The organism is Streptomyces erythrochromogenes, assembly GCF_036170895.1.
Lineage (GTDB): Bacteria > Actinomycetota > Actinomycetes > Streptomycetales > Streptomycetaceae > Streptomyces > Streptomyces erythrochromogenes.
In genome coordinates, this window is the sequence record NZ_CP108036.1 from 8,245,043 (window position 1) to 8,270,775 (window position 25,733).

The 25,733-nt window shown below is 73.5% G+C and carries 25 protein-coding genes; 10 read left to right on the forward strand and 15 right to left on the reverse strand.

The window, feature by feature from the left end:
- Window positions 1-9: 9 nt before the first annotated feature.
- The 4 genes from OHA91_RS38045 to OHA91_RS38065 all read left to right on the forward strand — a co-directional run bounded on the left by OHA91_RS38045 (window position 10) and on the right by OHA91_RS38065 (window position 3,322).
- On the forward strand, window positions 10-423 hold the full coding sequence (locus OHA91_RS38045; protein ID WP_031154950.1) for a phage holin family protein: 414 nt from the start codon (window positions 10-12) through the stop codon (window positions 421-423).
- The gene (locus OHA91_RS38050; RefSeq protein WP_328740935.1) at window positions 420-908 is read left to right on the forward strand and encodes a DUF3618 domain-containing protein; all 489 of its coding nucleotides are present in this window, start codon (window positions 420-422) and stop codon (window positions 906-908) included. Before OHA91_RS38045 ends, OHA91_RS38050 begins: the two co-directional genes overlap by 4 nt.
- A complete protein-coding gene (locus tag OHA91_RS38055; RefSeq protein ID WP_031154953.1) occupies window positions 905-1,171 on the forward strand; it encodes a DUF4235 domain-containing protein in 267 nt (88 codons plus the stop codon). The genes OHA91_RS38050 and OHA91_RS38055 overlap by 4 nt, the downstream gene beginning before the upstream one ends.
- Before the next feature lie 315 nt (window positions 1,172-1,486).
- On the forward strand, window positions 1,487-3,322 hold the full coding sequence (locus tag OHA91_RS38065; RefSeq protein WP_266504459.1) for a glycoside hydrolase family 15 protein: 1,836 nt from the start codon (window positions 1,487-1,489) through the stop codon (window positions 3,320-3,322).
- A 17-nt stretch (window positions 3,323-3,339) separates the two neighbouring features.
- Here the strand turns inward: OHA91_RS38065 and OHA91_RS38070 are convergent, their stop codons facing one another.
- From OHA91_RS38070 to OHA91_RS38105, 8 genes are all read right to left on the reverse strand, one after another.
- Window positions 3,340-4,557: a phospholipase D-like domain-containing protein gene (locus tag OHA91_RS38070; RefSeq protein ID WP_031154956.1), complete on the reverse strand. Its 1,218-nt coding sequence runs from the start codon at window positions 4,555-4,557 to the stop codon at window positions 3,340-3,342.
- Window positions 4,554-5,318: a restriction endonuclease gene (locus OHA91_RS38075; protein WP_078959483.1), complete on the reverse strand. Its 765-nt coding sequence runs from the start codon at window positions 5,316-5,318 to the stop codon at window positions 4,554-4,556. The genes OHA91_RS38070 and OHA91_RS38075 overlap by 4 nt, the downstream gene beginning before the upstream one ends.
- Window positions 5,319-5,464: 146 nt before the next feature.
- Window positions 5,465-5,827: an STAS domain-containing protein gene (locus tag OHA91_RS38080; protein WP_051893443.1), complete on the reverse strand. Its 363-nt coding sequence runs from the start codon at window positions 5,825-5,827 to the stop codon at window positions 5,465-5,467.
- A gap of 23 nt (window positions 5,828-5,850) precedes the next feature.
- Window positions 5,851-6,309 (reverse strand): response regulator, encoded by a 459-nt coding sequence (locus tag OHA91_RS38085; protein WP_031154963.1) that lies wholly within the window; start codon window positions 6,307-6,309, stop codon window positions 5,851-5,853.
- Complete coding sequence (locus OHA91_RS38090; protein ID WP_078959484.1) at window positions 6,309-8,012, reverse strand: sensor histidine kinase; 1,704 nt, start codon at window positions 8,010-8,012, stop codon at window positions 6,309-6,311. The genes OHA91_RS38085 and OHA91_RS38090 overlap by 1 nt, the downstream gene beginning before the upstream one ends.
- Window positions 7,994-9,286 (reverse strand): PP2C family protein-serine/threonine phosphatase, encoded by a 1,293-nt coding sequence (locus tag OHA91_RS38095; protein WP_328740938.1) that lies wholly within the window; start codon window positions 9,284-9,286, stop codon window positions 7,994-7,996. Before OHA91_RS38095 ends, OHA91_RS38090 begins: the two co-directional genes overlap by 19 nt.
- A 169-nt stretch (window positions 9,287-9,455) precedes the next feature.
- Window positions 9,456-10,007 (reverse strand): MarR family winged helix-turn-helix transcriptional regulator, encoded by a 552-nt coding sequence (locus OHA91_RS38100; protein WP_063835611.1) that lies wholly within the window; start codon window positions 10,005-10,007, stop codon window positions 9,456-9,458.
- 54 nt (window positions 10,008-10,061) lie between these two features.
- Entirely contained in the window at window positions 10,062-11,264 is a 1,203-nt protein-coding gene (locus OHA91_RS38105) for a PP2C family protein-serine/threonine phosphatase (RefSeq protein WP_328740939.1), read from the reverse strand.
- A 101-nt stretch (window positions 11,265-11,365) separates the two neighbouring features.
- Here OHA91_RS38105 and OHA91_RS38110 point away from each other — a divergent pair, with 101 nt between their 5' ends.
- Window positions 11,366-11,872: a MarR family winged helix-turn-helix transcriptional regulator gene (locus OHA91_RS38110; RefSeq protein WP_328740940.1), complete on the forward strand. Its 507-nt coding sequence runs from the start codon at window positions 11,366-11,368 to the stop codon at window positions 11,870-11,872.
- 54 nt (window positions 11,873-11,926) lie between these two features.
- Window positions 11,927-12,220 (forward strand): DUF1905 domain-containing protein, encoded by a 294-nt coding sequence (locus tag OHA91_RS38115; protein WP_031154976.1) that lies wholly within the window; start codon window positions 11,927-11,929, stop codon window positions 12,218-12,220.
- A gap of 313 nt (window positions 12,221-12,533) precedes the next feature.
- Here OHA91_RS38115 and OHA91_RS38120 read toward each other — a convergent pair whose 3' ends face one another.
- The 5 genes from OHA91_RS38120 to OHA91_RS38140 all read right to left on the reverse strand — a co-directional run bounded on the left by OHA91_RS38120 (window position 12,534) and on the right by OHA91_RS38140 (window position 17,152).
- A complete protein-coding gene (locus OHA91_RS38120) occupies window positions 12,534-13,367 on the reverse strand; it encodes a phosphatase PAP2 family protein (protein ID WP_328740942.1) in 834 nt (277 codons plus the stop codon).
- 53 nt (window positions 13,368-13,420) lie between these two features.
- The gene (locus OHA91_RS38125; RefSeq protein ID WP_266504437.1) at window positions 13,421-14,374 is read right to left on the reverse strand and encodes a YihY/virulence factor BrkB family protein; all 954 of its coding nucleotides are present in this window, start codon (window positions 14,372-14,374) and stop codon (window positions 13,421-13,423) included.
- Between the two features lie 11 nt (window positions 14,375-14,385).
- Entirely contained in the window at window positions 14,386-16,170 is a 1,785-nt protein-coding gene (locus tag OHA91_RS38130) for a diacylglycerol kinase family protein (protein WP_078959487.1), read from the reverse strand.
- 135 nt (window positions 16,171-16,305) lie between these two features.
- The gene (locus tag OHA91_RS38135; protein ID WP_328740943.1) at window positions 16,306-16,737 is read right to left on the reverse strand and encodes an ATP-binding protein; all 432 of its coding nucleotides are present in this window, start codon (window positions 16,735-16,737) and stop codon (window positions 16,306-16,308) included.
- A 67-nt stretch (window positions 16,738-16,804) separates the two neighbouring features.
- Entirely contained in the window at window positions 16,805-17,152 is a 348-nt protein-coding gene (locus OHA91_RS38140; protein WP_031154990.1) for an STAS domain-containing protein, read from the reverse strand.
- A 336-nt stretch (window positions 17,153-17,488) separates the two neighbouring features.
- Here OHA91_RS38140 and OHA91_RS38145 point away from each other — a divergent pair, with 336 nt between their 5' ends.
- From OHA91_RS38145 to OHA91_RS38160, 4 genes are all read left to right on the forward strand, one after another.
- Window positions 17,489-19,075 (forward strand): PP2C family protein-serine/threonine phosphatase, encoded by a 1,587-nt coding sequence (locus OHA91_RS38145; RefSeq protein ID WP_408059255.1) that lies wholly within the window; start codon window positions 17,489-17,491, stop codon window positions 19,073-19,075.
- 113 nt (window positions 19,076-19,188) lie between these two features.
- Window positions 19,189-20,205, forward strand: a complete 1,017-nt coding sequence (locus OHA91_RS38150) for a cobalamin B12-binding domain-containing protein (protein ID WP_408059256.1) — start codon at window positions 19,189-19,191, stop codon at window positions 20,203-20,205.
- Window positions 20,202-20,642 carry an STAS domain-containing protein gene (locus tag OHA91_RS38155; protein ID WP_266504429.1) on the forward strand — a complete coding sequence of 147 codons (441 nt, stop codon included), beginning with the start codon at window positions 20,202-20,204 and terminating at the stop codon, window positions 20,640-20,642. Before OHA91_RS38150 ends, OHA91_RS38155 begins: the two co-directional genes overlap by 4 nt.
- 261 nt (window positions 20,643-20,903) lie before the next feature.
- Window positions 20,904-22,844 (forward strand): hypothetical protein, encoded by a 1,941-nt coding sequence (locus tag OHA91_RS38160; protein WP_328740945.1) that lies wholly within the window; start codon window positions 20,904-20,906, stop codon window positions 22,842-22,844.
- Window positions 22,845-22,868: 24 nt separating this feature from the next.
- On the opposite strand, the gene OHA91_RS38165 is transcribed toward OHA91_RS38160, so the two are convergent.
- Together OHA91_RS38165 and OHA91_RS38170 are read right to left on the reverse strand one after the other, a co-directional pair.
- Complete coding sequence (locus OHA91_RS38165) at window positions 22,869-23,936, reverse strand: DUF2804 domain-containing protein (RefSeq protein WP_328740946.1); 1,068 nt, start codon at window positions 23,934-23,936, stop codon at window positions 22,869-22,871.
- Between the two features lie 186 nt (window positions 23,937-24,122).
- On the reverse strand, window positions 24,123-25,694 hold the full coding sequence (locus OHA91_RS38170; RefSeq protein WP_266504421.1) for a S8 family peptidase: 1,572 nt from the start codon (window positions 25,692-25,694) through the stop codon (window positions 24,123-24,125).
- Window positions 25,695-25,733: the final 39 nt, after the last annotated feature.

Here is a 25,733-nt window from a genome sequence, read left to right on the forward strand (position 1 = left end):
GTCCCTGTCATGACCACGGTAGAGCGGCGGCCCGACGCCGCCGACGACTCGGTGGGCGTCCTGGTTTCGCGCGCTTCACAGCAGATCTCCGAGCTCGTGCGCGAGGAGATGCAGCTTGCCCGGGCGGAGATGGCCGAGAAGGGCAAGCGCTACGGGAAGGGCGGCGGCCTCTTCGGTGCCACAGGGATCATCGGCCTCCTGGCACTCCAGGCTCTGACGGCAACCTGTATCGCCGCTCTCGCGCTGGTCCTGCCGGTGTGGGCGTCCGCCCTGGTCATCACCGCCGCCCTCGGGATCGCGGCGGGCGGGACCGCCCTGGCCGGAAAGAAGCAGATCGCCCGGGCCGGAACCCCGGCTCCCGAACAGACCATCGACAGCGTCAAGGCCGACCTGGCCGAGATCAAGGAGAAGGCACACCGATGAACGACGAAGCCCGAACCAATATCGGCACCCCCGCCCCCACCCCTCCCGGCCCCGGCTCCGCCGAACTGCGCGATCAGGTCGAGCGCACCCGGGACGAACTCGGCCGGACCGTCGAGGCCCTCGCCGAGAAGGCCGACATCAAGGCCCACGCCAAGGAGAAGACGGCCGCCGCCAAGGATCAGGCCGTCGAGAAGGCAGCGCTGCTCACCGACCAGATCCGTGAGAAGGCGGGGCACGCCGCCCAGCTGGTCAAGGACAAGACCCCCGACCCGCTCCTGGAGAAGACCGCGCAGGCCGCAGCACAGGTACGGGAGAACGCGGCCAAGGCGGGCCAGTACGCGACGGACAGGACGCCCGACCCGCTCCTGGACAAGGCCGGCCGGGCAGCGACGGCCGCACGCGCCAACCGCACGCCGCTCCTGGTGGCCGGAGCCGCCGTAGTGGTCCTCCTGCTGGTCCGCCGCAGCCGGGGACGCCGCCGGTGAAGGCCTCGAAGATCGCGTACAAGCCCGTCGGGCTGGCGCTCGGCGCCCTCAGCGGTGTGATCGCAGGCGCCGCCTTCAAGCAGGCGTGGAAGATCATCGAGGGCGAGGGCGATGCTCCCGACGCCACCGACGAGGACCGGACCTGGAAGCAGATCCTGCTCGCCGCGGCCATCCAGGGTGCGATCTTCGCCGTGGTCAAGGCATCGGTCGACCGGTCGGGGGCCGTAGCCGTTCGGCGCCTCACGGGCACCTGGCCCGGCTGACCAGCGGCGGTGCCGGCCACCTTCCCGAGCCGGCCGGCACCGCCTGCCCGGCACCTCCCTGCGGGGGCCAGTGGCGGGCAGTGACGGGTGTCGCCGCGACGCCGTGAGGGAGTACCGAGAGCAGGACGGTGAACGTCACCACGGCCGACAGCTCGCCCGCCGGCGCGGCGAAATCGGCCTCGCCCTGAGCGTACGCAGGCCTACCCGATCCTCCTCCGTCCGCACGGCTCCGTCGGACCCCGCCGCGAGCAGCGGTCTAGCATGAGGAGTGAGGCTTCATCTCCAGGCCCGAGCCACCGCGGCAGGGAGGCCGGTATGGCGTTCGGCACGGCTGGTTTCGAGCAGGTGGACGGCGGCCGTTACATCCCGATCTCCGAGCACGGACTGATCGGCGATCTTCGTACAGCCGCCCTGGTCGGTACGAACGGCACCATCGACTGGTACTGCTGCCCCCGCTTCGATGCGCCCAGCGTCTTCGGGGCCATCCTCGACGCCGACCGGGGCGGGTCGTTCGAGTTGGCCGCCGAGGTCCCCACCCGCACCCGGCAGTTCTACTTCCCCGACACGAACGTGCTGATCACGCGGTTCTTCGCTGCGGACGGGGTGGCGGAGATCCAGGACTTCATGCCCGTGGTCGACGACTCGCGCGAGGCGGCCCGCCACCGGCTGATCCGGCGGGTGGTCTGCGTCCGCGGGACCCTCCCGTTCAGGGCGCGGATCGCCCCCCGCTTCGGCTACGGCGCCGAAGCGCACACCACGCACCTCGAAGACCACACGGCGGTGTTCCGCTCCCCGTCTCTGACGCTCGCGCTCACCGCCACCACACCCCTGGAAACCGACGGCCTGGACGTCTGGTCGCACTTCAAGCTCCTCGAGGGCGAGTCCAACGTGTTCGCCCTCGACCAGATCGGCGACGACGCCCCGCCCCGGTCGTGCCCGCGCGCCGAGGCGCAGGAGCAGGCGGAGGCGACCGTCCGGTTCTGGCGCCGCTGGCTGGCAGGTTCCCGCTACCACGGGCGGTGGCGGGAGATGGTGAACCGCTCCGCGCTGGTGCTGAAGCTGCTCACGTACGCGCCGACCGGTGCGATCGTGGCCGCACCGACCACCAGCCTGCCCGAGCAGATCGGCGGCGAACGCAACTGGGACTACCGCTATGTCTGGGTCCGCGACGCCGCCTTCTGCGTCTACGCGATGCTGCGCCTGGGGTTCACCACGGAGGCCGAGGCGTTCATGGGGTTCATCTCCGAGCGGGGCATCCTGCGGGGCACGGGGGACACCGGGCCGTTGCAGATCATGTACGGCATCGACGGGCGCACCGAGCTGCCCGAGTACGAGCTTCCCCACCTGGAGGGATACCTGGGCTCCGGACCCGTCCGGGTGGGCAACGCCGCCACCGGCCAGCTCCAGTTGGACATCTACGGCGCCCTGATCGACTCGATCTACCTCTACGACAAGTGGGGGCAGCCGATCAGCAGCGACCGTTGGGACGAGGTCGGTGCCGTGGTGGACTGGCTCTGCGAGCACTGGGACCAGCCCGACGAGGGGGTGTGGGAGACCAGGGCGGGCCGGCGGAACTTCGTGTACTCGCGGCTGATGTGCTGGGTGGCGCTGGAGCGCGCCATGCGCATGGCGAACCGTCGCGGTCTGCCGGCGGACCTGCCCCGCTGGCGGGAGTCCCGGGACGCGATCTACCGGCAGATCATGCGGCGCGGCTGGTCGGCCGAGCGACGGGCGTTCGTCCAGGGACTGGACGACCACGTGCTGGACGCCTCGCTCCTGATGATGCCGATGGCCAAGTTCATCTCGCCCACCGACCCCAAGTGGCTCTCCACCCTGGACGCGCTCGGCATGGACCTGGTCTCCGACTCGCTGGTGTACCGCTACGACCCGACCACCAGCCCGGACGGCCTGCACGGCCCCGAGGGCACCTTCTCGATCTGCTCGTTCTGGTACGTGGAGGCGCTGGCCCGGGCGGGCCGACTGGAAGAGGCCCGGCTCGCCTTCGAGAAGATGCTCACCTACGCCAACCACCTCGGCCTGTTCGCTGAGGAGATCGGCCCGACCGGCGAACAACTGGGCAACTTCCCCCAGGCCTTCACCCACCTCTCACTGATCAGCGCCGCATTCAACCTCGACCGCGCACTGGGCTGACGCGGCATCCCCGCCCCTCACAGGAAGCGGCGCAGCGGCCGGATCGAGAGCTCCCGGGCGCGTTGGAGGACGGAGCGGCGGCGCCAGCGTTCCGGGGCGATGCGCGTGCTGGAGCGGAGGTCCTCGTCGTAGTGCTCGTCCAGGGTCCGGGTGACGGCCGGGTCCATGACGGCCAGCATGACCTCCTCGTCGTGGTCGAGGGAGCGGCGGTTGAAGTTCGACGAGCCGATCAGGGAGACCACCCCGTCCATCGTCATGATCTTGGCGTGCATCATCGTCGGCTGGTACTGGTGGATGCGCACGCCGGCGGCGGTCAGCGCCTCGTAGTGGTGCTGGCCCGCCAGTTGGCACACCCGCTTGTCGGTGTGCGGGCCGGGAAGCAGGATCTCGACGGTGACGCCCCGGCGGGCGGTGGCGGACAGCAGCTCGACGAAGTAGTCGTCGGGGGCGAAGTACGCGGTCGCCAGGCGCACGCGTTCCTCCGCGGATTCGAGGACGACCCGCATCAGCGTCTGCATGTCCTGCCACCCGAAGGCGGCCGAGCCCCGCACCACCTGGACGACGGAGGATCCGGCCGGCTCGTGGCTCACGAAACGGTCGCGGTCGTCGAAGAGCTCGGGATGGCACTCCGCCCAGTTCTGGGCGAACGCCGCGGCGATTCCGTCGACGGCCGGCCCGCGGACCTCGGCGTGCGTGTCGCGCCACTCGTGCGGGTTGCGGGCATCGCCGCACCACTCCTCGGCTATGCCGACGCCGCCCGTGAAGGCGGTCCGTTCGTCGACGACGAGGACCTTGCGGTGGCAGCGGTGGTTCTGCTTGAGCGGGGAGAGGAAGGCGGGTCTGCGGAACCAGGCGACGTCCACCCCGGCCGTGCTCATGCGCTCCAGCAGGTCCTGTTCGATCAGGCGGCTGCCGAAGCCGTCCAGCAGCAGCCGCACGCGCACGCCGTGGCGGGCCCGCTCGGCCAGGGCCTCGGCGAACCGGCGGGCGATGTCGCCCTTCCAGTAGACGAAGGTCATCATGTCGATGGTGTGCCGGGCGGAGGAGATGGCGTCGAGCATCGAGGTGAAGATCTCGTCGCCGTTGCGCAACGGCAGTACGGAGTTCCCCTCGGTGGCGGCTATGCCGATGAGGCGTTCGAGGCGGCGGCGGATGCGGTGGATGCGTTCGTCGGCTCCGGCGTCGCGGGCTTGCGTGCCCGCGGCCGGGATGGTGCCGCTGTCGGTGGTGGTCATGAGGTGGCTCCTCGCACAGAGGCGGACGGGGCGGCGGGTGCGGGCGCGCCGGCGGACGACTCCCACGGGGGAGGCGCTTGGAGTTCGGTCCAGGCGGCCAGGCCCTCGCCGTCCACGCGGACGATCCCGCAGGCGTCGGCGTACTCGGCGGCCGGCGCGGTGAAGGAACTGGTCGTCACGATGACGGCGACATCGGCCTCGTGGACCGCGAAGCAGGTTCCGCCGAAGCGCTGGAGGTCCTGCGAGCCGACCCGGTTGTCCTCGGCGTAGTGCTTGCACTGGATCACCACCCGCCGCCCGTCCGCCGTCGTCGCGAGGACGTCGGCGCCCAGGTCGCCCGCGCCGCCGACCACCTCCACCGGGGTGCAGCCGTCCCGTGCGCACAAGGCGGCCACCGTGTGCTCGAAGCCGTCGGCGTCGACCGCGGCGTGGTCGAGGGCGTCACCCCCGACGTCGGGCAGGTCCGCTGGCGGTTCCGCGTACGCCGTGGGCCGCGGGGCACGCACCCGGCGCCGGACCGGAGCGAAGCTCCACTTCGCCAGGAGCGCGCCGAGCAGGAGCACGGTCAGGGCGGCGACCGGGGCCACCGGGAGCCGGCCCCCGTCCGTCGCGGCAGCAGCCTTCAGGAACGCCGCAACGCCTGCGACGGCGGTGCCGAGCAGCCCGAGCGCGAGCACCGCGTCGCGGCCCAGGGACCCGGCCCGCCGCGCGGAACCGGCGCCCCGCACGGACGCGGGAGCGTCCTCCTCGGGTGTGGTCATCACTGTTCCCCCTCTCGCCCGGCACGCCGAGGTCCCCGCCCCGACCGGTGTCGGAGCGGGGACCGCGGCGGACGCCGAAGCCCGTTCGACGCCCGTATGGCCGGGAATCCGGTTCTCAAACCGGCCGGGGCTCCCCGAAGGGCCGCTCAGCCCCGCCGGGGCGGGACGATCATGACCGTGCCCTCGGCCACGCTGGGCGCATGGGCGAAGGCCAGGTCGGCACCGGTGATCTCCAGCAGCCGGGCCAGCCTGCGCGGCACGGTACCCGCCAGGACCACCGGGCGGTGCAGGACGGGTTGCAGCATGATGCCGAGCGCGGCCGAGTCGACGAAGGTCACCGCGGCCACGTCCAGGACGAACCGGGTGACACCGGGCGCTGCGGGGTCCAACGCGATCCGCAGATCGGCCACGTTGTCGATGTCGAACTCACCCGCCATCACCACGATGCGCACGTCCCCCTCGGACCGGGTCTCGACATGGCTGCGCGCTTCGGCGCTGTACGTGTCCATGCTGCTCACGTCCTCCTTCTCCCTCACCCTGTGCGGGGGAGCTTGACCACGGTGACGAAGAAGTCGTCGATCTGCTGGATCGCCCGGATGAACTGGTCGAGGTCCACCGGCTTCGTCACGTAGGCGTTGGCGTGCAGCTTGTAGCTGCGCAGGATGTCCTCCTCGGCCGCCGAGGTGGTGAGCACGACCACGGGGATGTGGTTGAGATCCGGGTCCGTCTTGATCCGTTCGAGGACCTGTCGTCCGTCGTACTTGGGCAGGTTCAGATCGAGCAGGATCAGGTCGGGGCGCGGGGCGTTCGCGTGCTCGCCACGGCGGTAGAGGAAGTCAAGGGCCTCCAGGCCGTCCCGCACGACGTGCAGCACGTTGCCGATCTTGTTGTCCTCGAAGGCTTCTCGGGTCATCAGCTCGTCGCCCGCGTCGTCCTCGACCAGCAGGACTTCGGCGGGGGCGGCCTGGGGCCGGTCTGCGGGGCTGCTCATCAGCTGGTTCCTCGGGTGGGTGCGGGGGCGGGCGGCGCGGCATCGGCGTCGGACGCCGTGGTCTCAACCGCATCGGCGGTGGCGGAAGTCGTGGCGGCGGCCGTGGCGGAAGCGTCGGGCAGGGTGAAGACGATCCGGGTGCCTTCCTGGTGGTCGGTGTCGATCCGGATGCGGCCGCCCGCGTGCTCGACGATCTTCTTGCAGAGCGAGAGGCCGATGCCGGTGCCGCCGTAGGTCTCCCGGCCGTGCAGCCGCTGGAAGATGACGAAGACCTTCTCGGCGAATTCGGCCGGTACCCCGATGCCGTTGTCGGTGACGGCGAAAGTGTGGAAGCCCGGTGCCGCGGCCGGATCGTCGACCACGGCCACCTCGACGCGCGGAGCGCGGTCGGGCGAGCGGAACTTGACGGCGTTGCCCACCAGGTTCTGCCACAGCATTGTCAGGAGCGTCGGGTCGCCCACCACGTCCGGAAGACGATCGGGCCGGGTGATCTCCGCGCCGCTCTCCTCCACCGCTGCGGCCAGGTTGCGCAGCGCCCGGTCCAGGGGGCCGTCCAGCGCGACCGTCTCCCGCGCGTCCTGGACGCGGCCCACCCGGGAGAACGTCAGCAGGTCGTTGATCAGCACCTGCATCCGCTTGGCGCCGTCGACGGCGAAGCCGATGTACTGCGCGCCGCGCTCGTCGAGCCGGTCCCCGTACCGCTTCTCCAGCAGCTGGCAGAAGGAGGCCACCTTGCGCAGCGGCTCCTGGAGGTCGTGCGAGGCCACGTACGCGAACTGCTCCAGCTCGGCATTGGAACGGCGCAGCTCCACCGCCTGGGCGTCGAGCTCGGCTGCCGTGCGGTCGAGCCGCTCGGCGTTCGCCCGCGAGGCGTTCAGGTCGGCCACGGTCCGGTGCCGCATGGCCTCCACGGCCCGGGCCAGGGCCCGTAGATCGGAGGGGCCGCGCAGGGGGATCACCTCTTCGAAGGCCCCGTCCGCGACGCGCTGGGAAGCGGTCCGCACCAGGGCGAGCGGCCGCAGCACGCCCACGTGGAGCAGGACGGCGAGGGCGGAGCCGGCCAGCAGGAAGGCCACGACGATCGCCAGCAGGATGCGGTCGCGCTGCGAGCGTGCCTCGCCGAAGGTGGTGCGGGCATCGGCCTGGATGCGGTCCAGGCGCGCCTGCTGTGCGGTGATGCGGCGGCGGACCTCGTCGAAGCGGTCCTTGCCGGCCTGGAGGGACGGCGGGGCGGTGCCGTTCTCCACGGAGGCGATGGCGGGGGCCGCGAACTCGTCGCGCCAGATCCGGGCGGCCTCCTGCACGGCCGCCAGGTCCTCGCGCACGCCGTCGTCGTCGAGGACCGTCGCCAGGCGCTGGGCGGCCGCGGCCTCGTTGGGCAGGCCGCGTTCGTACGGTTCCAGGAGCGCGGGTTCGTCGGCCAGCAGGTAGCCGCGGATCCCGGTCTCCTGGTCCAGGAGGGCCGTCTCCAGCCGCAGGGCGTCCCGCTGGGCGGGCAGGATCCCGTCGACGAGCCGGTTCCCGGTCGTGGTGGTGTGCGACAGGAGGGCGGCGCCGAGCGTGCCCGCCCCGACGACCATGAGGGCGAGCACCACCAGCACGGTGGTCAGCCAGAACCGGAGGCTCGGTCCCTGGTGGTCGGGCGCCCGTCCTCGGGACGGTACGGGAGGCTGTGCGGGGGTGGTCACGTGGGGGAGTTCCATTCGAGGTGGAGGACGGCGACGTCGTCGGCCAGGCCGCCCCAGTCCGCGGCGAGGCCCTGCGCCGTCTGGATGAGGGTGTCGACGAACGGTTCCGCGGGCAGGTCGGCGTGCTTGCGGGCGATCTCCAGGAGGCCCTCCTCGTCAAGGCGGTCGGAGCCGGGGCCGATGCGTCCCTCGATCAGGCCGTCGGTGAAGAGCATCACGGCGTCCCCCGCCTCCACGGGCACCTCGGTGACGGGCCAGCCGGCGCCCCAGCCGGGCACGATGCCCAGCGCGGGACCGCCCGGAACGGTGCGCAGCTCCACGCCGGTCGCCGAGCGGACCAGGAAACCGGGGTGGCCGGCGCGCTGCACGGAGACGGCATGGGTGCCGCCGGGACGGGTGAGGGAGACGAGGGTGGCGAAGATCTCGGGGCCGGAGCGCTCCGCCAGCAGGATCCGCTCCAGCAGTCCGAGCAGTTCGGCGCCACGGGCACCGGCCATGACGAAGGACCGCCAGGCCACGCGCAGGCACACGCCGAGCGCCGCCTCGCTGGGGCCGTGGCCCGACACGTCGCCGACGACGGCGTGCGTGGCTCCGTCGGGGGTCTGGACGACGTCGTAGAAGTCACCGCCGAGCAGCGTCTGGGCGCGTCCGGGGTGGTAGCGGGCGCAGACGCTGACGGCATCGGGCGCATCGTCCAGCAGCAGCGGTGTGGGCAGCAGGCCGCGTTCGAGGCGCGCGTTCTCCTCGGCGCGGAGCTTGCCCGCCTGGAGGGCGACGGCCGCCAGCTCGGTGCGCTTGCGCTGGATCGCGTAGCGGATGGCCCGCATGAAGACGTCGGCTTCCAGACGCCCCTTGACCAGGTAGTCCTGGGCGCCGGCCGCGACGGCCGTCAGTCCCGCCCGTTCCTCCGACAGACCGGTCAGGACGACGACCGCGGCCTCGGCGGACACGGTGAGGACCTTCTCCAGGCCGTCCAGGCCCTGTGCGTCCGGCAGGTGCAGGTCGAGGAGGACGCACTCGGGTGCCTCGGCCTCCAGTAGGTGCAGTGCGTCGGCGAGGGACCGGGCCCGGCCGAGGCGGACCTCGATCCCGCTGTCCTCCACGAGTTCCTCGACGAGGACGGCGTCGCCCTCGTCGTCCTCGATGAGCAGGACGTACGGCGGTACGCCGTTCCACAGGACCAGCGAGTCGTCCGGATTCGCGGAGGACGCCTGCCGTGGCGGGATCACCGCCTGCTGCGGGGTGCGGGCGGCCGGGCTCTGGGCCCCCAGCCCGGAAATGCTCACCATGGCGTCGCGTCTGCCCCTTCTGGTTTCGGACGGTGGATGCCCGACGGACGCCTGGTTGCGTCGGGTAAGCCTAGAGTGATCATTTGCCGGTAGGCAATATTTTACGAACTCAATGATTCTGTCATGCCGGCGGACGGGCCCGTCACCGCCCCCCACGGACCGTCGACCGTCAGGCGCTGTCCGGGACCCGGGCCGGTGCGGACGTAGCCCTCGGTCCCGGGGATGCCGGTGCGGCAGACGTGTCCGTGCCCGCCGGCGGGCCGTCGGCCGGGTACGACTCCGCGGCCGCCGCCCGGAACGCCGTCAGGCCCGCGATCAGCGCGTCCACGGCCTCGGGCGCCATCCGGCCGAGCACCGCCGACAGCTCGCGCATCCGGATCGCCCGCCGCTCGTCCAGCAGCGCCCGCCCCCGCGGCGTGAGCCGCAGCTCCACCTCGCGCCGGCTGGACGGACGGGGCGAGCGGATCAGCAGTCCCATGGCCTCCAGCCGGTCGCAGAGCCGGGTGACCGACGGCGGGCGCGAGCCGAGTACGTCGCTCAGCGTCCGCAGGTTGATTCCCTCGGCCCCCTCGACGGCGAGCAGCGCCCGCAGCTGCGACGGCGATACGGCGGGTTCCACACCGTCCTGGCCCCTGGCGTGCAGCACCGCGAGGAGTTCCGCCGCGGCGGAAAGGGCCGCGGCCGGGTCCTCGTAGGCGCCGGAGCGGCCGGGACGGGCCATGCCACCACTGTGCCACCGTCCCGTTCGGGCGGCTCACCGCTCACCGCTCACGGCTCAGCGTTCGCCGCTGCGCTCCGTACCGGGCCTGCCGTGCCAGTCCAGGCAGACCACCATCGCGTCGTCGGCGGCGTCCGCACCGCCCCGGTAGCCCGGCAGCTCCTCCAGCAGGGCGCGCGGCACCTGCGAGGGAGGCAGCAGCCGGGTGTTCGTGACGGCCCGGGCCAGGGCGTGCAGGCCGTAGGGCTCGCCCGCCGGCGAGAGGACGTCGTAGACGCCGTCGCTCAGGAAGAACAGCCGGTCCCCGGGCAGCATCCGGAAGCGCTGGCAGGTGTAGACGGTGTCCTCGAACATCCCCAGCGGCAGCTGAGCCTCCAGGGCGAACGGCTCCAGCGTGCCCCCGCGCAGCCGCCAGACCCGGGGCGACCCGGCGTCGATGACCTCGACCTCGCCGGTGTCCAGGTCGAACCGGAGCAGCAGCATCGCCAGGTGCAGCCGCCCCTGGTACTGGCCGTAGAGAGCCTGGTCCGCCAGCGCCGCCTGGTCGGCCAGACCGAGTCCGGCCCGCCGGGCGTTACGCAGGGCGCTGACGGCGAGACTGGTCAGCAGCGCCGCGTCGATGCCCTCGCCCATGCCGTTGTTGACGGTCAGCGTCAGATGGTCGGCGGAGGCCGACCAGTCGAAGCTGTCGCCGTGGATGGCGTACGCGGGCTCCAGCTGGGCTCCGAGGTCGTACTCGGGACGGGAGCAGGAGCGCCCCGGCAGCAGCTCCCACTGCATCTCGGCGGCCAGCGTGAGCCGCCTGGCCCGGCGCGCCTGGAGGAAGAAGTCGGTGTCGCGGTCGGCGACGAGGATCTCGTGGGCCAGCGCGTCCGCCACGTCCTGCAGCGGGCCGAGGAGTCCGCCGACCCGGACGCCGGCCGGGTAGCGGACGCTCAGGACCCCGAGCCGGTCGCCGCGCACGCTCACCGGCAGATGGACGGTGGTCCCGCCCTCCTCGGACACCACGTGCGGCTCCTGGGCGCCGAAGGCCCGGCCCTCGGAGCTGTTGTACGCCGACACGGAATCGGCGGTGAAGGGCTGCGCCGTGACGGGCTGCAGCCGGGCGGAGGCGTAGTCCGCCATCAGCAGTTTGGCGCCGGCCGCCCCGTGGTCGCGGGCCAGGACGCCGCGGACCTTCTCGAACAGCTCGTGCGGCGCCGCCTCGCGCAGCAGGCGTTCCACGTTCCCGGCGCCCTCGCCGCGTTCGCCTTCAGTCACCGGACCCGTACCTGTCTTCCTCGCAACTGCCAAGATGGGGGACGACGAAGCCGCCGGTCCGCCGGGGAAGGGCTGCGCGTACGTCCGGTAGGGAGTGTCACATGAGTCAGCCGTCGATCGGCTCCCCGCGGCCCGCCGTGTCGGCGGTGGCGGAAATGAGCGAGCTGATCGAGCTGTTGGAGGTGGTCTGGGAGCGGGGCCGGGACACGGCCAGCGCCCCGCCCGTCTCCTCCGCGCAGGCCCGGGTGCTGTTCCTCGTCGACGGGAACGACCAGCTGAACCTGCGCGAGCTCGGCAGGCTGCTGGAGGCGGCCCCGCCGTCGGTCACCCGGCTCTGCGACCGCCTGCAGGCCGTCGGCTTCCTCGAACGGCACCCGGGTTCGGAAGACCGCCGCGAGGTGCTGCTCCAGCTGACGCCCGCGGGCCGGACGTACCTCGAACGGCTGCGCGCCCGCAGACAGGAGGTGCTGGCCGAGGCGATGGCCGCGATGCCGCAGGCCTCCCGGGCCGCCCTGGCAGCGGGGCTCGCCGACTTCTGCGCGGCGGTCACGAAGCCGCTGCGGCTGCAGTCCCCGGACTCCCTCATCGCCAGGACGGCCCTCGCGTAGGGTGAGTGGCTTGCAGCGCACCGCCCGGCGCCGTCCCGAGGAGGGAACGCTTCGATGCACATCGTCTTCGACGGCCGGATGGTCGAGTGGCGTGGACCCGCGCCGTTCTACTTCGTCCCCGTGCCGGAAGACCAGGCCGCCGATGTGCAGCAGGTGGCGGCGATGGCCACGTACGGCTGGGGCGTCGTCCCCGTGGAGGCCCGCATCGGCGAAGTCACCTTCGAGACGTCGCTGTTCCCGCGGGAAGGCGGGTACTGGCTGCCCGTCAAGAGCGCCGTCCGAACGCCGCTGGGGCTGGCGGCAGGGGACGAGGTCACCGTGGAGATGACCGTTCGCCTACAGGGCTGACGGGGATCGGGGGAGTGCCGGGCTGCTGCCGCCGGGTGGTCCGCTGCCCGGGGACGGCGGTACGAGCGCCGACGCCGGGGGTTCGCCGGACACCCTGCCCTTCCGGCGCGGGGAGGCGGCCGGGAAGTGCGGGTGCCCGGGTGCCGTACGGGTCCGGCGGCAGCCCGTCGTTCAGCCGGGCCGGCCGCACGGCGCCAGGGGGAGGACGCCCTGCGGCGGAGCCCGTACCGGAAGCCGTTGACTTCCGACAACACGCGTCTGACCCGGAAGCCCGCCTTCAAACGCGGTTGCTCGCAGAAGAGGTGAAGAAGCGTCACGTGCCCAGGTCGGACGGCGCGACGGCCGCCTGGCGGGAGGGGGCCTCCGGGTCGGCGTCGGAGGAGATCTCGGGCTCCAGGCCCTCGCTCACCGCCGTACGCGGTCGCCCGGTGTCTGCCCGCCAGGCCTCGAAGACGAGCGTCGTCGCCGTCACCACGGCGGCGCCGAGCAGCCAGCCCCCGACCACGTCGCTCACCCAGTGCACCCCCAGGGCGACCCGGGTGTAGCCCACCCCCAGGACCGCCGTCGCCGCGAGCGCCCACGGCAGTGCCCGCCAGGCGCGGGGCACCAGCGGGAGCAGCACCAGGAGGAGGACGGCGCAGGAGGTCATGGCCGTCATGGCGTGGCCGGAGGGGAACGAGAAGCCGGGCGCGTGGGCGACGGGTTCCGGCAGGTGCGGACGGGCCCGCTCCACCACGTTCTTGACCAGGAACCCGATCAGCGCCCCGGACGTCGCCGTGACGGCGGCCCAGGTTGCCAGGCGCCAGGCCCGCCGGGTCAGGAGCCACACCACCAGGGCCGCCACCAGCAGCCGCATGGTCACCGGGTCCCACACCACGCCGGTGAAGAAGTCCAGGACGCGCACCCAGGCCGGGTGTTCGAGGGCGGTGCGGTGCAGCCGCTCCGCGGTGGCCCGGTCGAGCCGGTACAGCGGCGGCCACCGGGACTCGACGAGTACGAGGGCCAGGGCGAACGGCACCGCCACCGCGGCCGTCGCCGTCACCGCCAGCACCAGTCTGCGACCGAAGGCGGCGTCGGGTCCCGAGTGCCGGGCGAGCAGCGCCCGGACGCTGGCGAGTCGTCGGGAACGGGCCGTGCGCTGTGCCATGGGGGCGGTACCTGCCTTCGGGGAGGGGGCGTAGCGGGCGGGCGGGTGCGGTGTCAGACGCCCGGGTCCCGGGCCACCGGATCCTTCGTCCCCGCGCGCACGGCTTCCAGCTGGGCCGCGAAGGAGAGGCCGAGGAACAGGGCCAGGGAGGTGAGGTAGGACCACAGCAGCAGGGACATGATCGCGCTGAGGGGCCCGTACACGCTGGTGAAGGAACTGCTGGCGCCGACGTACAGGCTCAGCGCCCAGGTCGCGCCGAGCCACAGCACCAGGTGCACGACGGCGCCGAAGGCGAGCCAGGTGTAGCCGGGTTGGGCACGGCGCGGCGAGAGCCGGAAGATCGCGCTGGTGGCGAGCACGGCCAGCAGGATGCCGACGGGCCACCGCAGGACGTCCCAGGCGCGGATGGTGGCCTCGCCGAGGTGGTACACCTCGGCGAACGCGCGGGTCAGGTGGGCGCCGAGGACCGTGAGGATGAAGCTGAGCCCGAGGGGGAGCCCAGCCAGCACCGCCATGACCAGGCCGCGCGAGTACTTGCGCAGGAAGGGCCGGTCGCGTTCGTTGCCGTAGATGCGGTTCGCGCCGCGCTCGACCTGGCACAGGCTCGTGGTGACGTTGACGAGGGAGAACAACAGGCCCAGCCACAGGGCCGCCTGCCCGCCGTCGCCGGCGTGCCGGCGGCTCTCGCGCAGGGCCTCGTCGACCATTTCCTGGCTGGGCCCGCTGGTCAACCGGCTGATCGTGAGCTCGGCCACGCGCCCGATGTCCTCGGTGTGCAGCACGCCGGAGAGGCCTATCGCTGCGATGGCCAGGGGCACGATCGACAGGACGGTCTGGAGGGCCAGGGCGCGGGAGTGGCTGAAGCCGTCCGCGTAGCGGAAGCGCACGAAGGAGTCCCGGGCCAGGCGCCAGCCGCCGTAACGGCGCAGCGCCGCCCATGCCTCGTCGCCGGACAACTCGTCGCCCCGCACGTCGCGTCGCTGCGGTACCCGGGTGGCGGTTCCCATCGTTCGTCTCCTCAGAGGTGTGCGGTGGGTGCGGTACGCGAGGTGCGGTCGGGTACGCCGGACAGCGCGGCGGCGGTTGCGGCGCTTGCGGCGCCGGGCGCGCGGGGCAGCCGAATCCGCAGGGCGCCCGGTTCGGTGTCGACGGTCAGCCGGGCGCCCCTGCTCATGGTGTCGCCGTCGACCTCGCGGTCCTGGGCCCGCGCGAAGCGGACCTCGATCCGGCCGGCACTGAAGTACTCCAGCGATCCCGCGGCGACGGACACAGACCCGTCCGGCCCGCCGGCTGCGGGGGCCGCGGCCGGACGCCGTACGACGCGGACGGCCAGGTGGGCCGCTGCGGCGAGCCAGCCGGCGGCTCCCCGCGGGTCGAAGAGCACGACCTCCAGCCGGCCGCTGTCCGGCCGGGCCCGCGGCAGCAGTTCCAGGCCGGCCTGGAGCGAGCCGACGTTGCCGATGACGACCATGCGGGCCCGCCGCCGGATCCGGCGGCCCCCGTCGAGGCGGAGGGACAGGCGCATGCGGGGGTCGCGCAGGTGCCGGGCCGCCGACAGGGCGTACGCCGCCCAGCCCAGGCGTGCCTTGAGCACCGGAGACGCGTCGCGGACCATGGCGGCGTCGAAGCCCGCCCCCGCCATGACGGTGAACCGGGTCGGCCGGAGGCCGTCCCCCTCCACCCGGCCGACGTCGATCCCGAAGTCGCCGCCGGCCAGGGCCTCGTCGAGCGCCGTCGCCGGGTCGGAGGAGAGGTCCAGATTTCGGGCGAGCAGGTTGCCGGTGCCGCAGGGCACGAGCACCAGCGGGATTCCGGTGCCGGCGACGACGTCGGCGCAGACGCGTACGGTGCCGTCGCCGCCGCATACGACGACCAGGTCCACACCGCCCGCGGCGCACTCCTCGGCCAGGCTCCCGCCGGGCCGGTCCACGGTGGTCGAGGTCCACCGCTGCGCGGTGAAGCCGTGCCGGTGGAGCCGGGCGCGCACCTCATCGGCCAGCTCGTCCGGGCAGCCGTGGGGATGGCGTACGACGACGGCCCGCCCGCCCCCACGACGCCCGCCCGTGAGCGGGGGCCGGCCTGGCTGCGCGGGTACGGCCCGGGCCCCGCCACCCGAAGCCCCCTTCGGTGCCCGGCCGCCGTCGGCGCCGTGGCCGGCCAGGAACACGGACCCCAGGACGAGCAGGGTCGCGGCGCCGTTGAGCAGACCGCCCAGCACGTCGGACGGATGGTGCATCCCCCGGTAGACCCGGGACAGCCCGACCGCGGGCGGCACGAGCAGCAGCACCCCGGCCGTGAGGTACCGCCACGGGCCACGCGTACGGCTCAGCACGAGGGTCGCCAACCCTCCGTACAGGGCGACGGACGCGCCGACGTGCCCCGAGGGGAAACTCGACGTGGGCGGCGCCCCGTCCAACTGGGGAACATCGGGGCGCGGCCGCTCCACGAAGACCGTGACGACGAGGAAGACCGCCGACTGGACGGCGACCGACGCACCCAGGAACACGGCCTCGGCCCACCGCGGGGCGGACGGCAGCGCCAGCAGCGCGGCCACGCAGACCAGCGTCACACCGACGATGCCCTCCGTGCTGGCCAGCAGCGACAGCCCCGCGGTGAGGCCGTTCCCGACGGGGCTCCGATGCGTGGCGAAGGCCTGGGACAGCCGGCCCTCCAGGGTGAGCGGCCAATGGCCGACCGCCACATGTGTCACCCAGAGGCCCAGGAGCACCATCGAGGTGGTCTGGGCCGCCAAGAGCCACACCAGCCGGGAGCGTCTCGCGGACCCGCCGTTCTCCGTCGTCATGGAGGCCCTTGTTGCCCGTCACCGCCCGATGATGCGCCCGCCGACCGGGTGGTACCCGGATCGGGCGATCCGCCTCCGACGTGCCGGCCGGCCCGCCGGCCGCGGCACACGGCCGCGACCGCCTCCCGGGACGGGTCAGCTCAGGCGGAGGGCCGTCGTGATCGTCTTGCCGTCGGGGCGTGTGCTGCAGTCGACGTGCTCCGTCAGCCGCTGGATGAGCGGCCAGCCGTATCCACCGGGGTGGTCCACCGTCCCCGTACGGGCCGCGGGGAGGCGCGGGTTGGCATCGGCGATGGACAGCCGCAGGACGTCGCCGGAGATGTCGGCCCGGAAGGCGGTGACCCCGTCACCGTGCCGGATCGCGTTGGTGACCAGCTCCGACGTGACGAGCAGCGCGTCCGCCGCGGTGACGCTGTCGAGGTCCACGCCCGCGAGGAGCAGCAGCTCGCGGACGTGCTCACGGGCCGCGGCCGCCGAGGCGGGCGGGCCGGCGTGCCGGTCGCCGGCGGCGTCCACGCGGTGCCGCTGCGAGCCCAGGGGGGCTTCGGACGGCGGGGGTCGGTTCATGCTCATCGCCTGCCCATGGCCGCACGGGTCGTACCGTGGCGACCCGTTCGGGGACGTGGGGTGGGGGTCAGCATGTCATCGCTGTCGCCACGCTGTCCGCCATCCGGAACGCCGGTGCGGATCCGGTGACTTCGAACAGTCGCCGGACGGCGGTGTGCAGCGGGCCGGCGAGGACGAGCACCGCCGCCGCGGCCGCGTGGGCCCGCTGCGCGTCAAGCAGCGCGTGCAGCACGGAGGAGTCCACGAAGGTGGTTCCCGACAGGTCCACCACGGTGCGCGGCACGCCGCTCGCCGCGGCCTGCGCGAGGGCGCGGGCCAGGAACGGCGCGTTGTCCTCGTCGACTTCGCCGTGCAGGCTGATGACGGTCGCATCGCGTTCTGTGGTCGTGGTGACGACCGCTTCCTCTCCTGTCACCGGGACATCCTCCTACATCGTGTCCGGGCCCGGTGACCGGGTGTCCGTACCGGCGAACGGCTCGGCCCCGCGGCACTCCGGCACCCGCAGGGATGAGCCCTCGACACCACGTTCAGCCGGGGCCCGGTTGCACGGTGTACGGCCCATGGAGGATGGTTGCCGGAGGACAACTGTTGTGCCGAGGCCGTCCGAGGTCTTTTCCGACGTGATGAACGCGATGACGCGATGAAGAGGTGAGGGGTCCGCGCAGCGGGCCTTCAACGTTTGGTTCCTTCCACCGAGACGACGCCGAGCTCGCCCGCCGAGGGCCTGTCGTGGAATCAGGTCCCCTACCCGGTGCTGGTGGCCGATGCCCGTGCTGTCGTGGTCCGCGCCAACGAGGCGGCCGGGCTGGTGTTCCCCGACGCCCGCCCGGGCTCGGCGATGGCGGCCGCGGTGCCGGGATGGCTGGTCTCGGCGCACGCGCGCCACACCACACCCCCGCCCGCGCAGCGCCCGCCCGCCGGAGCCGGTACCGTCCAGGGGGCCGTGGGGGACCGCTCGTACGAGGCGCATCCGACCCCCGGTGACGACGGCACGGTCGTGTGGTGGCTCGTGGACGACACCGACCACCGGCTGGTCCGGGAAGCCCTGTGGACCGAACGGGAACGCACCGATTTCCTGGTCCGTTCCTCCAACCTCCTGCTGTCGTCCCTCAACCTCGACCGGTGCATGGACGTCACCGCCCAGATGGCGGCCGATCACCTCGCGGACGCGGCCCTGGTGTTCGCGCCCCTGCACCGCTCCGAGCTTCCGATCGTGTCCTGCGTCCGCGGAGGCGGCCCGTCGGTGTCCCGAGCGGTCGTCGACCCCGAGGAGGTACCGGGGCTGGCCGAGGCGCTCCAGGGCTTCCCGCCCGTTCCCTCCCGCTGGCTCGACCCGTCCGCCGCCCCGGCCTGGCTGGTGCCGGACGGCCTGGACACCGTGGGGTCGATCGTCATCACACCCCTGCCCGGGCACGGCGTGCCCGCGGGCGCCCTGGTACTGCTGCGGGCGGACGGCGCGAACGCGTTCACGGAGGGCGAGGAGGTGTTCGCGCGGCTGTTCGCCGCCCGGGCGGGCGCCGCGATGTCGGCCGCCCGGCTCTACGCGGAGCAGGCGTCGATCACCGACACCCTGATGCGCGAGCTCCTGCCGCCCCGGCTGCAGCAGGTCTCCGGGGTGGAGTACGCAGGGGGCTACCGGCCGTCGAAGGACCACGAACGGGTGGGCGGCGACTTCTACGACGTGCACCCGGCCGCCGAGGAGGGCGAACCCTCCCTCGTCGTACTCGGGGACGTGTGCGGCAAGGGACTGGAGGCAGCGGTGATGACGGGCAAGATCCGCAACACCCTGCACGCCCTCCTCCCGATGGCCGACGACCACCACCGGATCCTGAGCCTCCTCAACACCTCGCTGCTCAACTCCGAGAGCACCCGCTTCGCCACCATCGTCCTGGCATCCGCCGCCCGGGACGGGAACGCGGTGCGGCTGCGCCTGACGAGCGCCGGCCACCCCGCCCCGCTGATCCTGCGCTCCGACGGCCGGGTGGAGGAGGCCCGCACGAAGGGCACGCTGGTCGGCGCCCTGCCCCGGATCACCACGGAGACGGCCCACGTGACGCTGGCCCCCGGGGACACCTGCGTGCTGTACACCGACGGGATCAGCGAGGCACGGGGAGGACCCATGGGCGGTGCGATGTTCGGGGAGGAGCGGCTGCGCCGCGCCCTGTCGGAGTGCGCGGCGATGCCCGCCGAGGCCGTCGTGGAGCACGTGCAGATGCTCACCTCCCGGTGGGTGGGGGCCGGACACCACGACGACATGGCCGTCGTCGTGATCTCGGCGCCGCGCACCAACCACCTCAGCGCCGTCGACGGCCACACCCGCGGGCGGTTCACCGCGTGAGCCCGCACGACACCGGCCTGGCACCGGCCACAGCCCCTGCCGCCTTCACCGCCACGACCACGCATCGCGCTGCGGCGTCGGAGGAACTCCTCGCGCAGGTCTGGGAGTCGGTGATGGCGTTCGACGAGGCCGCCACGGTAGGCACGCTGCTGCGCGCACTGGACGAGGGCACGGGCGCGGAGGACCTCCTGCTCGACGTCATCGCCGCCGTACAGGGGCGGGTCGGCCGCGAGTGGGCGGCGAACCGCATCACCGTCGCGCAGGCGCACGCGGCGACCGCCATCAACGACCGCGCCGTCGCCGCCGTCGCCCTGCACCGGTCGGCGCGCGGGGAACCGACGCGCGGCCGGATCACGGTTGCCTGCGTGGACGGCGAGTGGCACGCGCTGCCCGCCCGGCTCCTGGCCGAGGTGCTGCGGATCAGGGGCTGGCACGTCGACTACCTCGGCGCGCAGGTTCCCGCCCCGCACCTCGTCGCGCATCTGCACCGCACCGGCCCGGACGCCGTGGCCCTCTCCGGCTCCCTCGCGACCCGGCTGCCCGCCGCGCACGCGGCCATCACCGCCTGCCAGGCCGTCGGGACCCCCGTGATCGTGGGCGGCGCCGCCTTCGGACCGGAAGGCCGCTACGCCCGCCTGTTGGGCGCGGACGCCTGGGCCCCCGACGCGCGGGCCGCCGCCGACGAGCTGGCCTGCGGCCCCCTGCCGCGGCCCCGGCCAGGGCACCAGGCCGTCGACGACCTGCCCCACCTCGACGACCAGGAGTACACGCTGGTCGCCCGGAGCCGCCCGCGGCTGGTCCGAGCCGTGTTCCACCAGCTGGAGAACGCCTATCCGGCGATGCGCACCTACACCGCAGTGCAGCGCGAGCGCACCGCCGAAGACCTCTCCCACGTCGTCGAGTTCCTGGCCGCCGCCCTCTACACCGGCGACGAGGAGCTCTTCCGCGGATTCCTGTTGTGGACCGCAGGCGTCCTGGATGCCCGCGGCGTCCCGGCCGCCTCACTGCTGCCCGCCCTGGAGCTCCTGGAGCGGGAACTGCAGGACTTCCCCCGTACCACCGCCACCCTGCGGGCCGGAGCCGCCGGCCTGACCCGTACTCTCCTCACCGCCGCCGGGACCGCCGAATGACGAGTCTGCCCTCCGCCCCGCTCGGCCTGACGTACACCTCCTCGCACGAGGCCGTGCGCGTCGAGCTGAGCGGCGACCTCGACCACCTCCACGCCGACCGCCTCATCGAGGCGGTCGGCCGTCTCATCGCCGCGCGTCCCGGGCTACGGGACCTGCGGCTGGACTGTGCCGGGCTGTCCGCCGTCGACTCCAGCGGCCTGGCGGCCCTGCTGATGGTCCGGCGCCTGGCCGACAAGGCGGGCGCGGGGCTCCACATCGACGGCCGGACCGTACAGCTGAACCGGATCCTGGAGATCACCGGCACCCTGGACCACCTCACGGCACCGGGCGCGGGCACGCAGCAACTGCGCCGCACCGGCGGCAGCACCGCGCGCGGCGGCCCGGGGGAGGAGAACCTCCCCTCCACTCCGTCCGGCGGCCCCGAGCCCCGCATCTGAGTCCGTACCGGTCCCGGCCCAGGCCCAGGCCACGGCCGGCCAGCGGCCGGCACTGCCCGGCCGGCCACCGGACCGGCCGCAGCCGCCGGGGAACCGGACGAGGCGCCGGCCCCGTTCCCCGGGCCCGGGTCGCCCGCACGCCTGCCCACGGTCGGTGCCGTACCGGGCGAAGCGGTGGCAGGGCCGGGCGAAACGGCGGCTGGGCCGGACGGATCCGGATCGGTGTGTGACCATCGCAGGATTCACTCGTTTGACGCGGGCGTGAGCACCTCTCAGAGATTCGGGTCGGACGCCGTCGAGCACGCCGAGGCGGTCCTCGTCGAGCACTACCCCCGACTGGTCCGGCTCGCCTACCTGACGCTCCCGGACTCGCTGGGCCGGCACGCCCGCGTTCTGCTGGCCCACAAGGCTGTGCAGCGGGCGCTGCCCCGCTCCGGCACACCGGCGGGACCCGCCCCGGCCGAGGGCGGCACGGACGGGCCCGACCGGCATCTCGCGCTGGTCCGCTCCCGCGTCCTGCGCGCCGCCCTCGCCCCTGGGGGACCTGCCATCACCTGGGCCCGTATCGGACGACCGCCCGTCCCGCCCTTCGTGTGGGGGCTGCGGCTGTGGCCGCCCGCGGGCGGGATCGACGAGGCCGCCCAGACCCTGAGCGGTGCCCCCGCCCCGGTGCGGGCGGCGTTCGTCCTGCTCCACCTGGACGACCTGGCGGAGGACGAGACCGTACGCCTCCTCGGCCGGGCCGGGGCCGCCGATCCGGCCGGCGCCGTACGCGACGCCCTCGCCCTGCCCGTCGGCGAGGAACTGCTCCGGGCCCTGCGCCGACCGGAGTTCGACGCCAGCGTGGTCAGCGCCCGCCCCACCGACCTGCTGCGCCGGCGCCGCAGGGCACGGGCCTGCTGGGCCGGTCTCGCCGCCTTGGCGCTGACCCTCACCCTGTTGGCCGTCCACGGCTCGCGCCCGGATCCGGACGTACGGCCGGCCGCCGGATCCGCGGCGGCCTCCGGGGCGCTGGACCCCGCCCGGCTCCAGCGCGTTTCCGCCGAGGCGTGGTCCGACACCGCCCGCGTCGACTTCACCGCCTGGCCCGCCCGCGGCGGCCGGACCGGCGACCGCGACCTGCTGGCCCGCGCCCTCGGCACCTGGGCCGCGCCGGGCACGACCCCGGTCGCCACGACTCCCGGCACCACGGCCGAACCGCCTGCACGGCCGCCCCAACTCCTTTACGCGGGCGAACTGGACGGCCGCGCGGTGGTGCTCATGCGCGACGGGGACCGCGTCGTGCGCTACGGCGAAACCACCACCCGCTCCAGCGGCGGCCGCACGCTCGACGTCACCCGCACCGACGACGCCGGGGTCACCACGGCGGCCGCCCTCACCCTGTCCCGGGCCCCCGACGGGGCGTCGGCCCGCTACCTCCTCGCCCCCTGGATCGCGCGGGCAGCCGCCCGCGACCTGCTCCGGGCGGGCGACACGGGACACGCGCTCGCCGTCGCCGCCGACGGGGTCACCGCCCCGGCCGCAGTGCCTCCGGCCGGCGGATCCTGTGCGTCCTGGCCCGTCCTCGAACTCACCTCCTCGACCCGCATCGTCGAGAAGCACTCCTTCGTCCTCACCGACCTCGGCGCGCTGTCCCCCGTACACCTGACTTACACGCCACTGCCGGACGGCCCCGCCGCCCCCGCCCGCCAGCCGCGCGAAGCCACCGGCCCCGAGGCCCGCGCGACTTGGGCGCGCCTGGCCTGCCGGCTCGGCGAACTGCGCGGAGGCGCGTACCGGGCCGTCAACGTCTGGGACTTCGCGGCCGCCCAGCTGCCCGACGGCGCCGGCCGCGCCGTCTGGTCCTGCACGCGGGCCTCCGGCTGGGCAGGGCCCGGCGACGTCACCGTCCTGCTGCGCCTCGAGGCCGGAACACCGCAGGACGTGGCACGGGCCCGGTCCACCGCCGCCTGCGGCAGGTTCGGCCAGCACCTCCTCGCGGGTTTCCGCTGGCGTTCCCCGGCCGGCCGCTGGTACCTGCTGGCCGCAGGAAGCCGGCAGGTCAGCGCAATCACGGCGACCGGAGCGGTCCGCGCCGACGCTGCCGAACGCACCCTCACCGCCCCTTGGGCCGGACCGGACGGGCCGGTGTCCCTGATGGGAACCCTCGCCGGCGGCGGCACCGTCACCGCCCTCGACGGAGCGGGAGGAGGCCGAGACTGACCGGCTGGCCCGGGAGCTGGGCCGCTACCAACGCATGCGGACGTTCTCCGCCCAGCCCAGCAGGCCGTCGACCGCGATCCGCCGCCCCCCTTCGTCGCGGACGGTGCCCGCGTAGTGGCCGAAGCACTGGTCGGTGCGGCTGCCGATGAGCCCGACGTCCGTGCGGACGCGCCGTACGTGGAACGGTGTGAACCGCAGGTCCACCAGTGCGTCCTGTCCGTCCTGTCCGTCCCGGCCGTCGTGGACGGTCCACGGCGCCAGGGGGTCGTCGGGCGCGAAGTCCCAGACGAGCTCCCGGCCGATCTTGGTGAGCCTGCCGTCGACGCACAGCGCGTTCTCGGTCGACCCCGTGCCGCGGGTCCACTGCCCGCCGAGCTGGATGCCGACGGTGTGCCCGCCCGTACGCCCCGAAGCCGCCCCCCAGTTCCAACGCACGCGCCGGGGCCAGCGCCCGCGCCCGTGGTCCAGTACGGCCCACGCTCCGTCCCCGAACGGCAGGACGTCGTCCCCGACGGTGACGGTGCCCGACGCGGGGCGCGCCGTGTGTTTGGAGGTGTACTGGAAGCGCCGGTCGCTCCACGGGACGACCACCGAAAGGGTCTCGTGCCCGTCCGGCAGCGCGGCGAGCAGGTCGACCTCCACGGGCATCCGGCCGGGCCCCAGGCAGCGCGCCGTCAGCCGGGTGCCGCCCGCCTCTTCGGCGATCTCGATGCGGACCTGGCCGCGGACGGGCCGCTCGGGTCCCACGACGAGGGGCGGCGTCCCCGCGGAGCCGGCGACGGTGTCGGGCAGGCGCACGCCGCGGCCGCCGGGCACGATCGCGGTCCGCTCGAACTCGCGCCGCCGGGCGGGCCCGAACTCCAGGACGTAGACGGAGTTCAGCGCCAGGTAGTCCAGGTCGCTGACGGTGAGGGCGACCAGGTGCGTCGGTGTCGTGACGCACCAGTACTCCCACCGTTTGGTGCGGCCCCAGCCCGGGATCGCCGAGCGGTGCAGGGGCCGGCGCGACCATCCGACCGCAGCGGGATCGAGCCTGCCGTCGGGCCGGCACAGGCCGACCGGACCGGTGATCTCACGTTCGTACGTGGCCATGCGCGGACCCTATGCGGCCGGGCGCGGTGGTCGAGGGGTCCGCGTCCGGCGTCCGGCGCACCCGCGTCCCGCGTCTTGTCTCCCGCGTCCGTGAACGAGCGGCGGGGGCGACCACCGTGTGGTCGCCCCCGCCTGTTCATCAGTTCACCGCGGATCAGAAGTCACGCGCTGCTGCCTGCGCTGCGCTCAGAACGTCAGCGCCCAGGAGTCGATCTTTCCGGTGTCCAGGTTCGCGTTGTCGTTCACCCGGAGCTTCCACACTCCGTTGGCGACCTCGGAGGAGGCGTTGACGGTGACGGTCTTGATGATGTTGTCCGCGCTGCCGCCGGAGCGGTTGTGCAGGTTGTACAGGGTGCCGTCGGGCGCGACCAGGTCCACCTTGAGGTCGCCGATGTAGGTGTGCTTGATGTCGACCGCGACGGTCAGCGCCGCCGGGGCGTTGCCGGCGACACCGCTGACGGTGACGGGCGAGTCGACGGTGGCGTTGTCGCTGATCGCGTAGTCGGCGGTGTTCTCGAAGCGCTTGCCCGGCGGGACGGTGCCACCCTCGCCGACGTTGAGCAGCAGGTTCGGGGAGCCCGTACCGGGGCTGGTCACCACGTTCGGCGTGGCGGCCGCGACCAGGGCGTCACGGACCTGTGCCGGGGTGCTCGAGGTGTTCTGCGACAGGTACAGAGCCGCCGCCCCGACCACGTGCGGCGTGGCCATGGACGTGCCGGAGATGGTGTTGGTGGCGGTGTCGCCGGTGCCCCACGAGGAGGTGATGGAGGATCCGGGGGCGAAGAGGTCCAGGACGTTGCCGTAGTTGGAGTAGCTCGCCTTGGCGTCGGTGTTGGTGGTGGCGCCGACGGTGATGGCCTCGGTGACACGGGCCGGGGACTTGGTGGAGGCGTTCGTGGACTCGTTGCCCGCCGCGACGCCGTAGGTGATGCCGGAGGCTATGGAGTTGCGGACGGCCGTGTCGAGCGCGGAGTCGGCGCCGCCGCCGAGGGACATGTTGGCGACGGCCGGCTTGACGGCGTTGCGGGTCACCCAGTCGATGCCGGCGACGACCTGGGCGGTCGTGCCGGAGCCGTTGTTGTCGAGGACGCGGACGCCGACGATCTTGGCCTTCTTGGCCACGCCGTACGCTCCGCCCGCGACGGTGCCGGCGACGTGCGTGCCGTGGCCGTGGCCGTCCTGGGCGGTGTTGTCGTTGTCGATGGCGTCGTAGCCGTAGGAGGCGCGCCCGCCGAAGTCCTGGTGCGTGATGCGGACACCGGTGTCGATGACGTACGCGGTGACGCCCTCGCCGGCCTTGTCCGGGTAGGTGTAGCTCTGGTTCAGCGGGAGCGCGCGCTGGTCGATCCGGTCGAGGCCCCAGGACGGCGGGTTCGGCTGGGTCGCGTCCACGGTGAAGACGCGGTCCTGCACGACCGACTGGACGGCCGGGTCGGCGGCGAGCTTCTTGGCCTGCGCCTCGGAGACCTTGATGGAGTAGCCGTTGAGGGCCGCGCTGTAGGTCCGGTCGATCTTCGCGCCGTAGCGCTTCGCCACGGCCTTGCCGCTGTCGGCGGTGGAGCGGGCAGCGGAGTCCTTCAGGGTCACGATGTAGCTGCCGGAGATGCTTCCGGCGGCGCCGGCGTTCTCGATGACACCCTGCGCACCGCTGTCGGCGGCCGAGGCGGGCAGTGCGGCGGCCGCGCCGAGCGCGAGGGCCGCGACGGCGGTCGCGCTGATGCCGGCGAACCTCCGGCGGGTGTGACGCATCACGGACATGTGGGGGGTCCTCCTCATGGGTGGTGCACTTCGGGGATG

What these genes read in the sequence shown, in the direction of transcription:
- OHA91_RS38045 (WP_031154950.1), top strand. Translation starts at nt 10, where the DNA reads ATGACCACGGTAGAGCGGCGGCCCGACGCCGCCGACGACTCGGTGGGC.
- OHA91_RS38050 (WP_328740935.1), top strand. Translation starts at nt 420, where the DNA reads ATGAACGACGAAGCCCGAACCAATATCGGCACCCCCGCCCCCACCCCT.
- OHA91_RS38065 (WP_266504459.1), top strand. Translation starts at nt 1,487, where the DNA reads ATGGCGTTCGGCACGGCTGGTTTCGAGCAGGTGGACGGCGGCCGTTAC.
- OHA91_RS38070 (WP_031154956.1), bottom strand. Translation starts at nt 4,557, where the DNA reads ATGACCACCACCGACAGCGGCACCATCCCGGCCGCGGGCACGCAAGCC.
- OHA91_RS38075 (WP_078959483.1), bottom strand. Translation starts at nt 5,318, where the DNA reads ATGACCACACCCGAGGAGGACGCTCCCGCGTCCGTGCGGGGCGCCGGT.
- OHA91_RS38080 (WP_051893443.1), bottom strand. Translation starts at nt 5,827, where the DNA reads ATGGACACGTACAGCGCCGAAGCGCGCAGCCATGTCGAGACCCGGTCC.
- OHA91_RS38085 (WP_031154963.1), bottom strand. Translation starts at nt 6,309, where the DNA reads ATGAGCAGCCCCGCAGACCGGCCCCAGGCCGCCCCCGCCGAAGTCCTG.
- OHA91_RS38090 (WP_078959484.1), bottom strand. Translation starts at nt 8,012, where the DNA reads ATGGAACTCCCCCACGTGACCACCCCCGCACAGCCTCCCGTACCGTCC.
- OHA91_RS38095 (WP_328740938.1), bottom strand. Translation starts at nt 9,286, where the DNA reads ATGGTGAGCATTTCCGGGCTGGGGGCCCAGAGCCCGGCCGCCCGCACC.
- OHA91_RS38100 (WP_063835611.1), bottom strand. Translation starts at nt 10,007, where the DNA reads ATGGCCCGTCCCGGCCGCTCCGGCGCCTACGAGGACCCGGCCGCGGCC.
- OHA91_RS38110 (WP_328740940.1), top strand. Translation starts at nt 11,366, where the DNA reads ATGAGTCAGCCGTCGATCGGCTCCCCGCGGCCCGCCGTGTCGGCGGTG.
- OHA91_RS38115 (WP_031154976.1), top strand. Translation starts at nt 11,927, where the DNA reads ATGCACATCGTCTTCGACGGCCGGATGGTCGAGTGGCGTGGACCCGCG.
- OHA91_RS38120 (WP_328740942.1), bottom strand. Translation starts at nt 13,367, where the DNA reads ATGGCACAGCGCACGGCCCGTTCCCGACGACTCGCCAGCGTCCGGGCG.
- OHA91_RS38125 (WP_266504437.1), bottom strand. Translation starts at nt 14,374, where the DNA reads ATGGGAACCGCCACCCGGGTACCGCAGCGACGCGACGTGCGGGGCGAC.
- OHA91_RS38130 (WP_078959487.1), bottom strand. Translation starts at nt 16,170, where the DNA reads ATGACGACGGAGAACGGCGGGTCCGCGAGACGCTCCCGGCTGGTGTGG.
- OHA91_RS38135 (WP_328740943.1), bottom strand. Translation starts at nt 16,737, where the DNA reads ATGAACCGACCCCCGCCGTCCGAAGCCCCCCTGGGCTCGCAGCGGCAC.
- OHA91_RS38150 (WP_408059256.1), top strand. Translation starts at nt 19,189, where the DNA reads ATGGCGTTCGACGAGGCCGCCACGGTAGGCACGCTGCTGCGCGCACTG.
- OHA91_RS38155 (WP_266504429.1), top strand. Translation starts at nt 20,202, where the DNA reads ATGACGAGTCTGCCCTCCGCCCCGCTCGGCCTGACGTACACCTCCTCG.
- OHA91_RS38165 (WP_328740946.1), bottom strand. Translation starts at nt 23,936, where the DNA reads ATGGCCACGTACGAACGTGAGATCACCGGTCCGGTCGGCCTGTGCCGG.
- OHA91_RS38170 (WP_266504421.1), bottom strand. Translation starts at nt 25,694, where the DNA reads ATGTCCGTGATGCGTCACACCCGCCGGAGGTTCGCCGGCATCAGCGCG.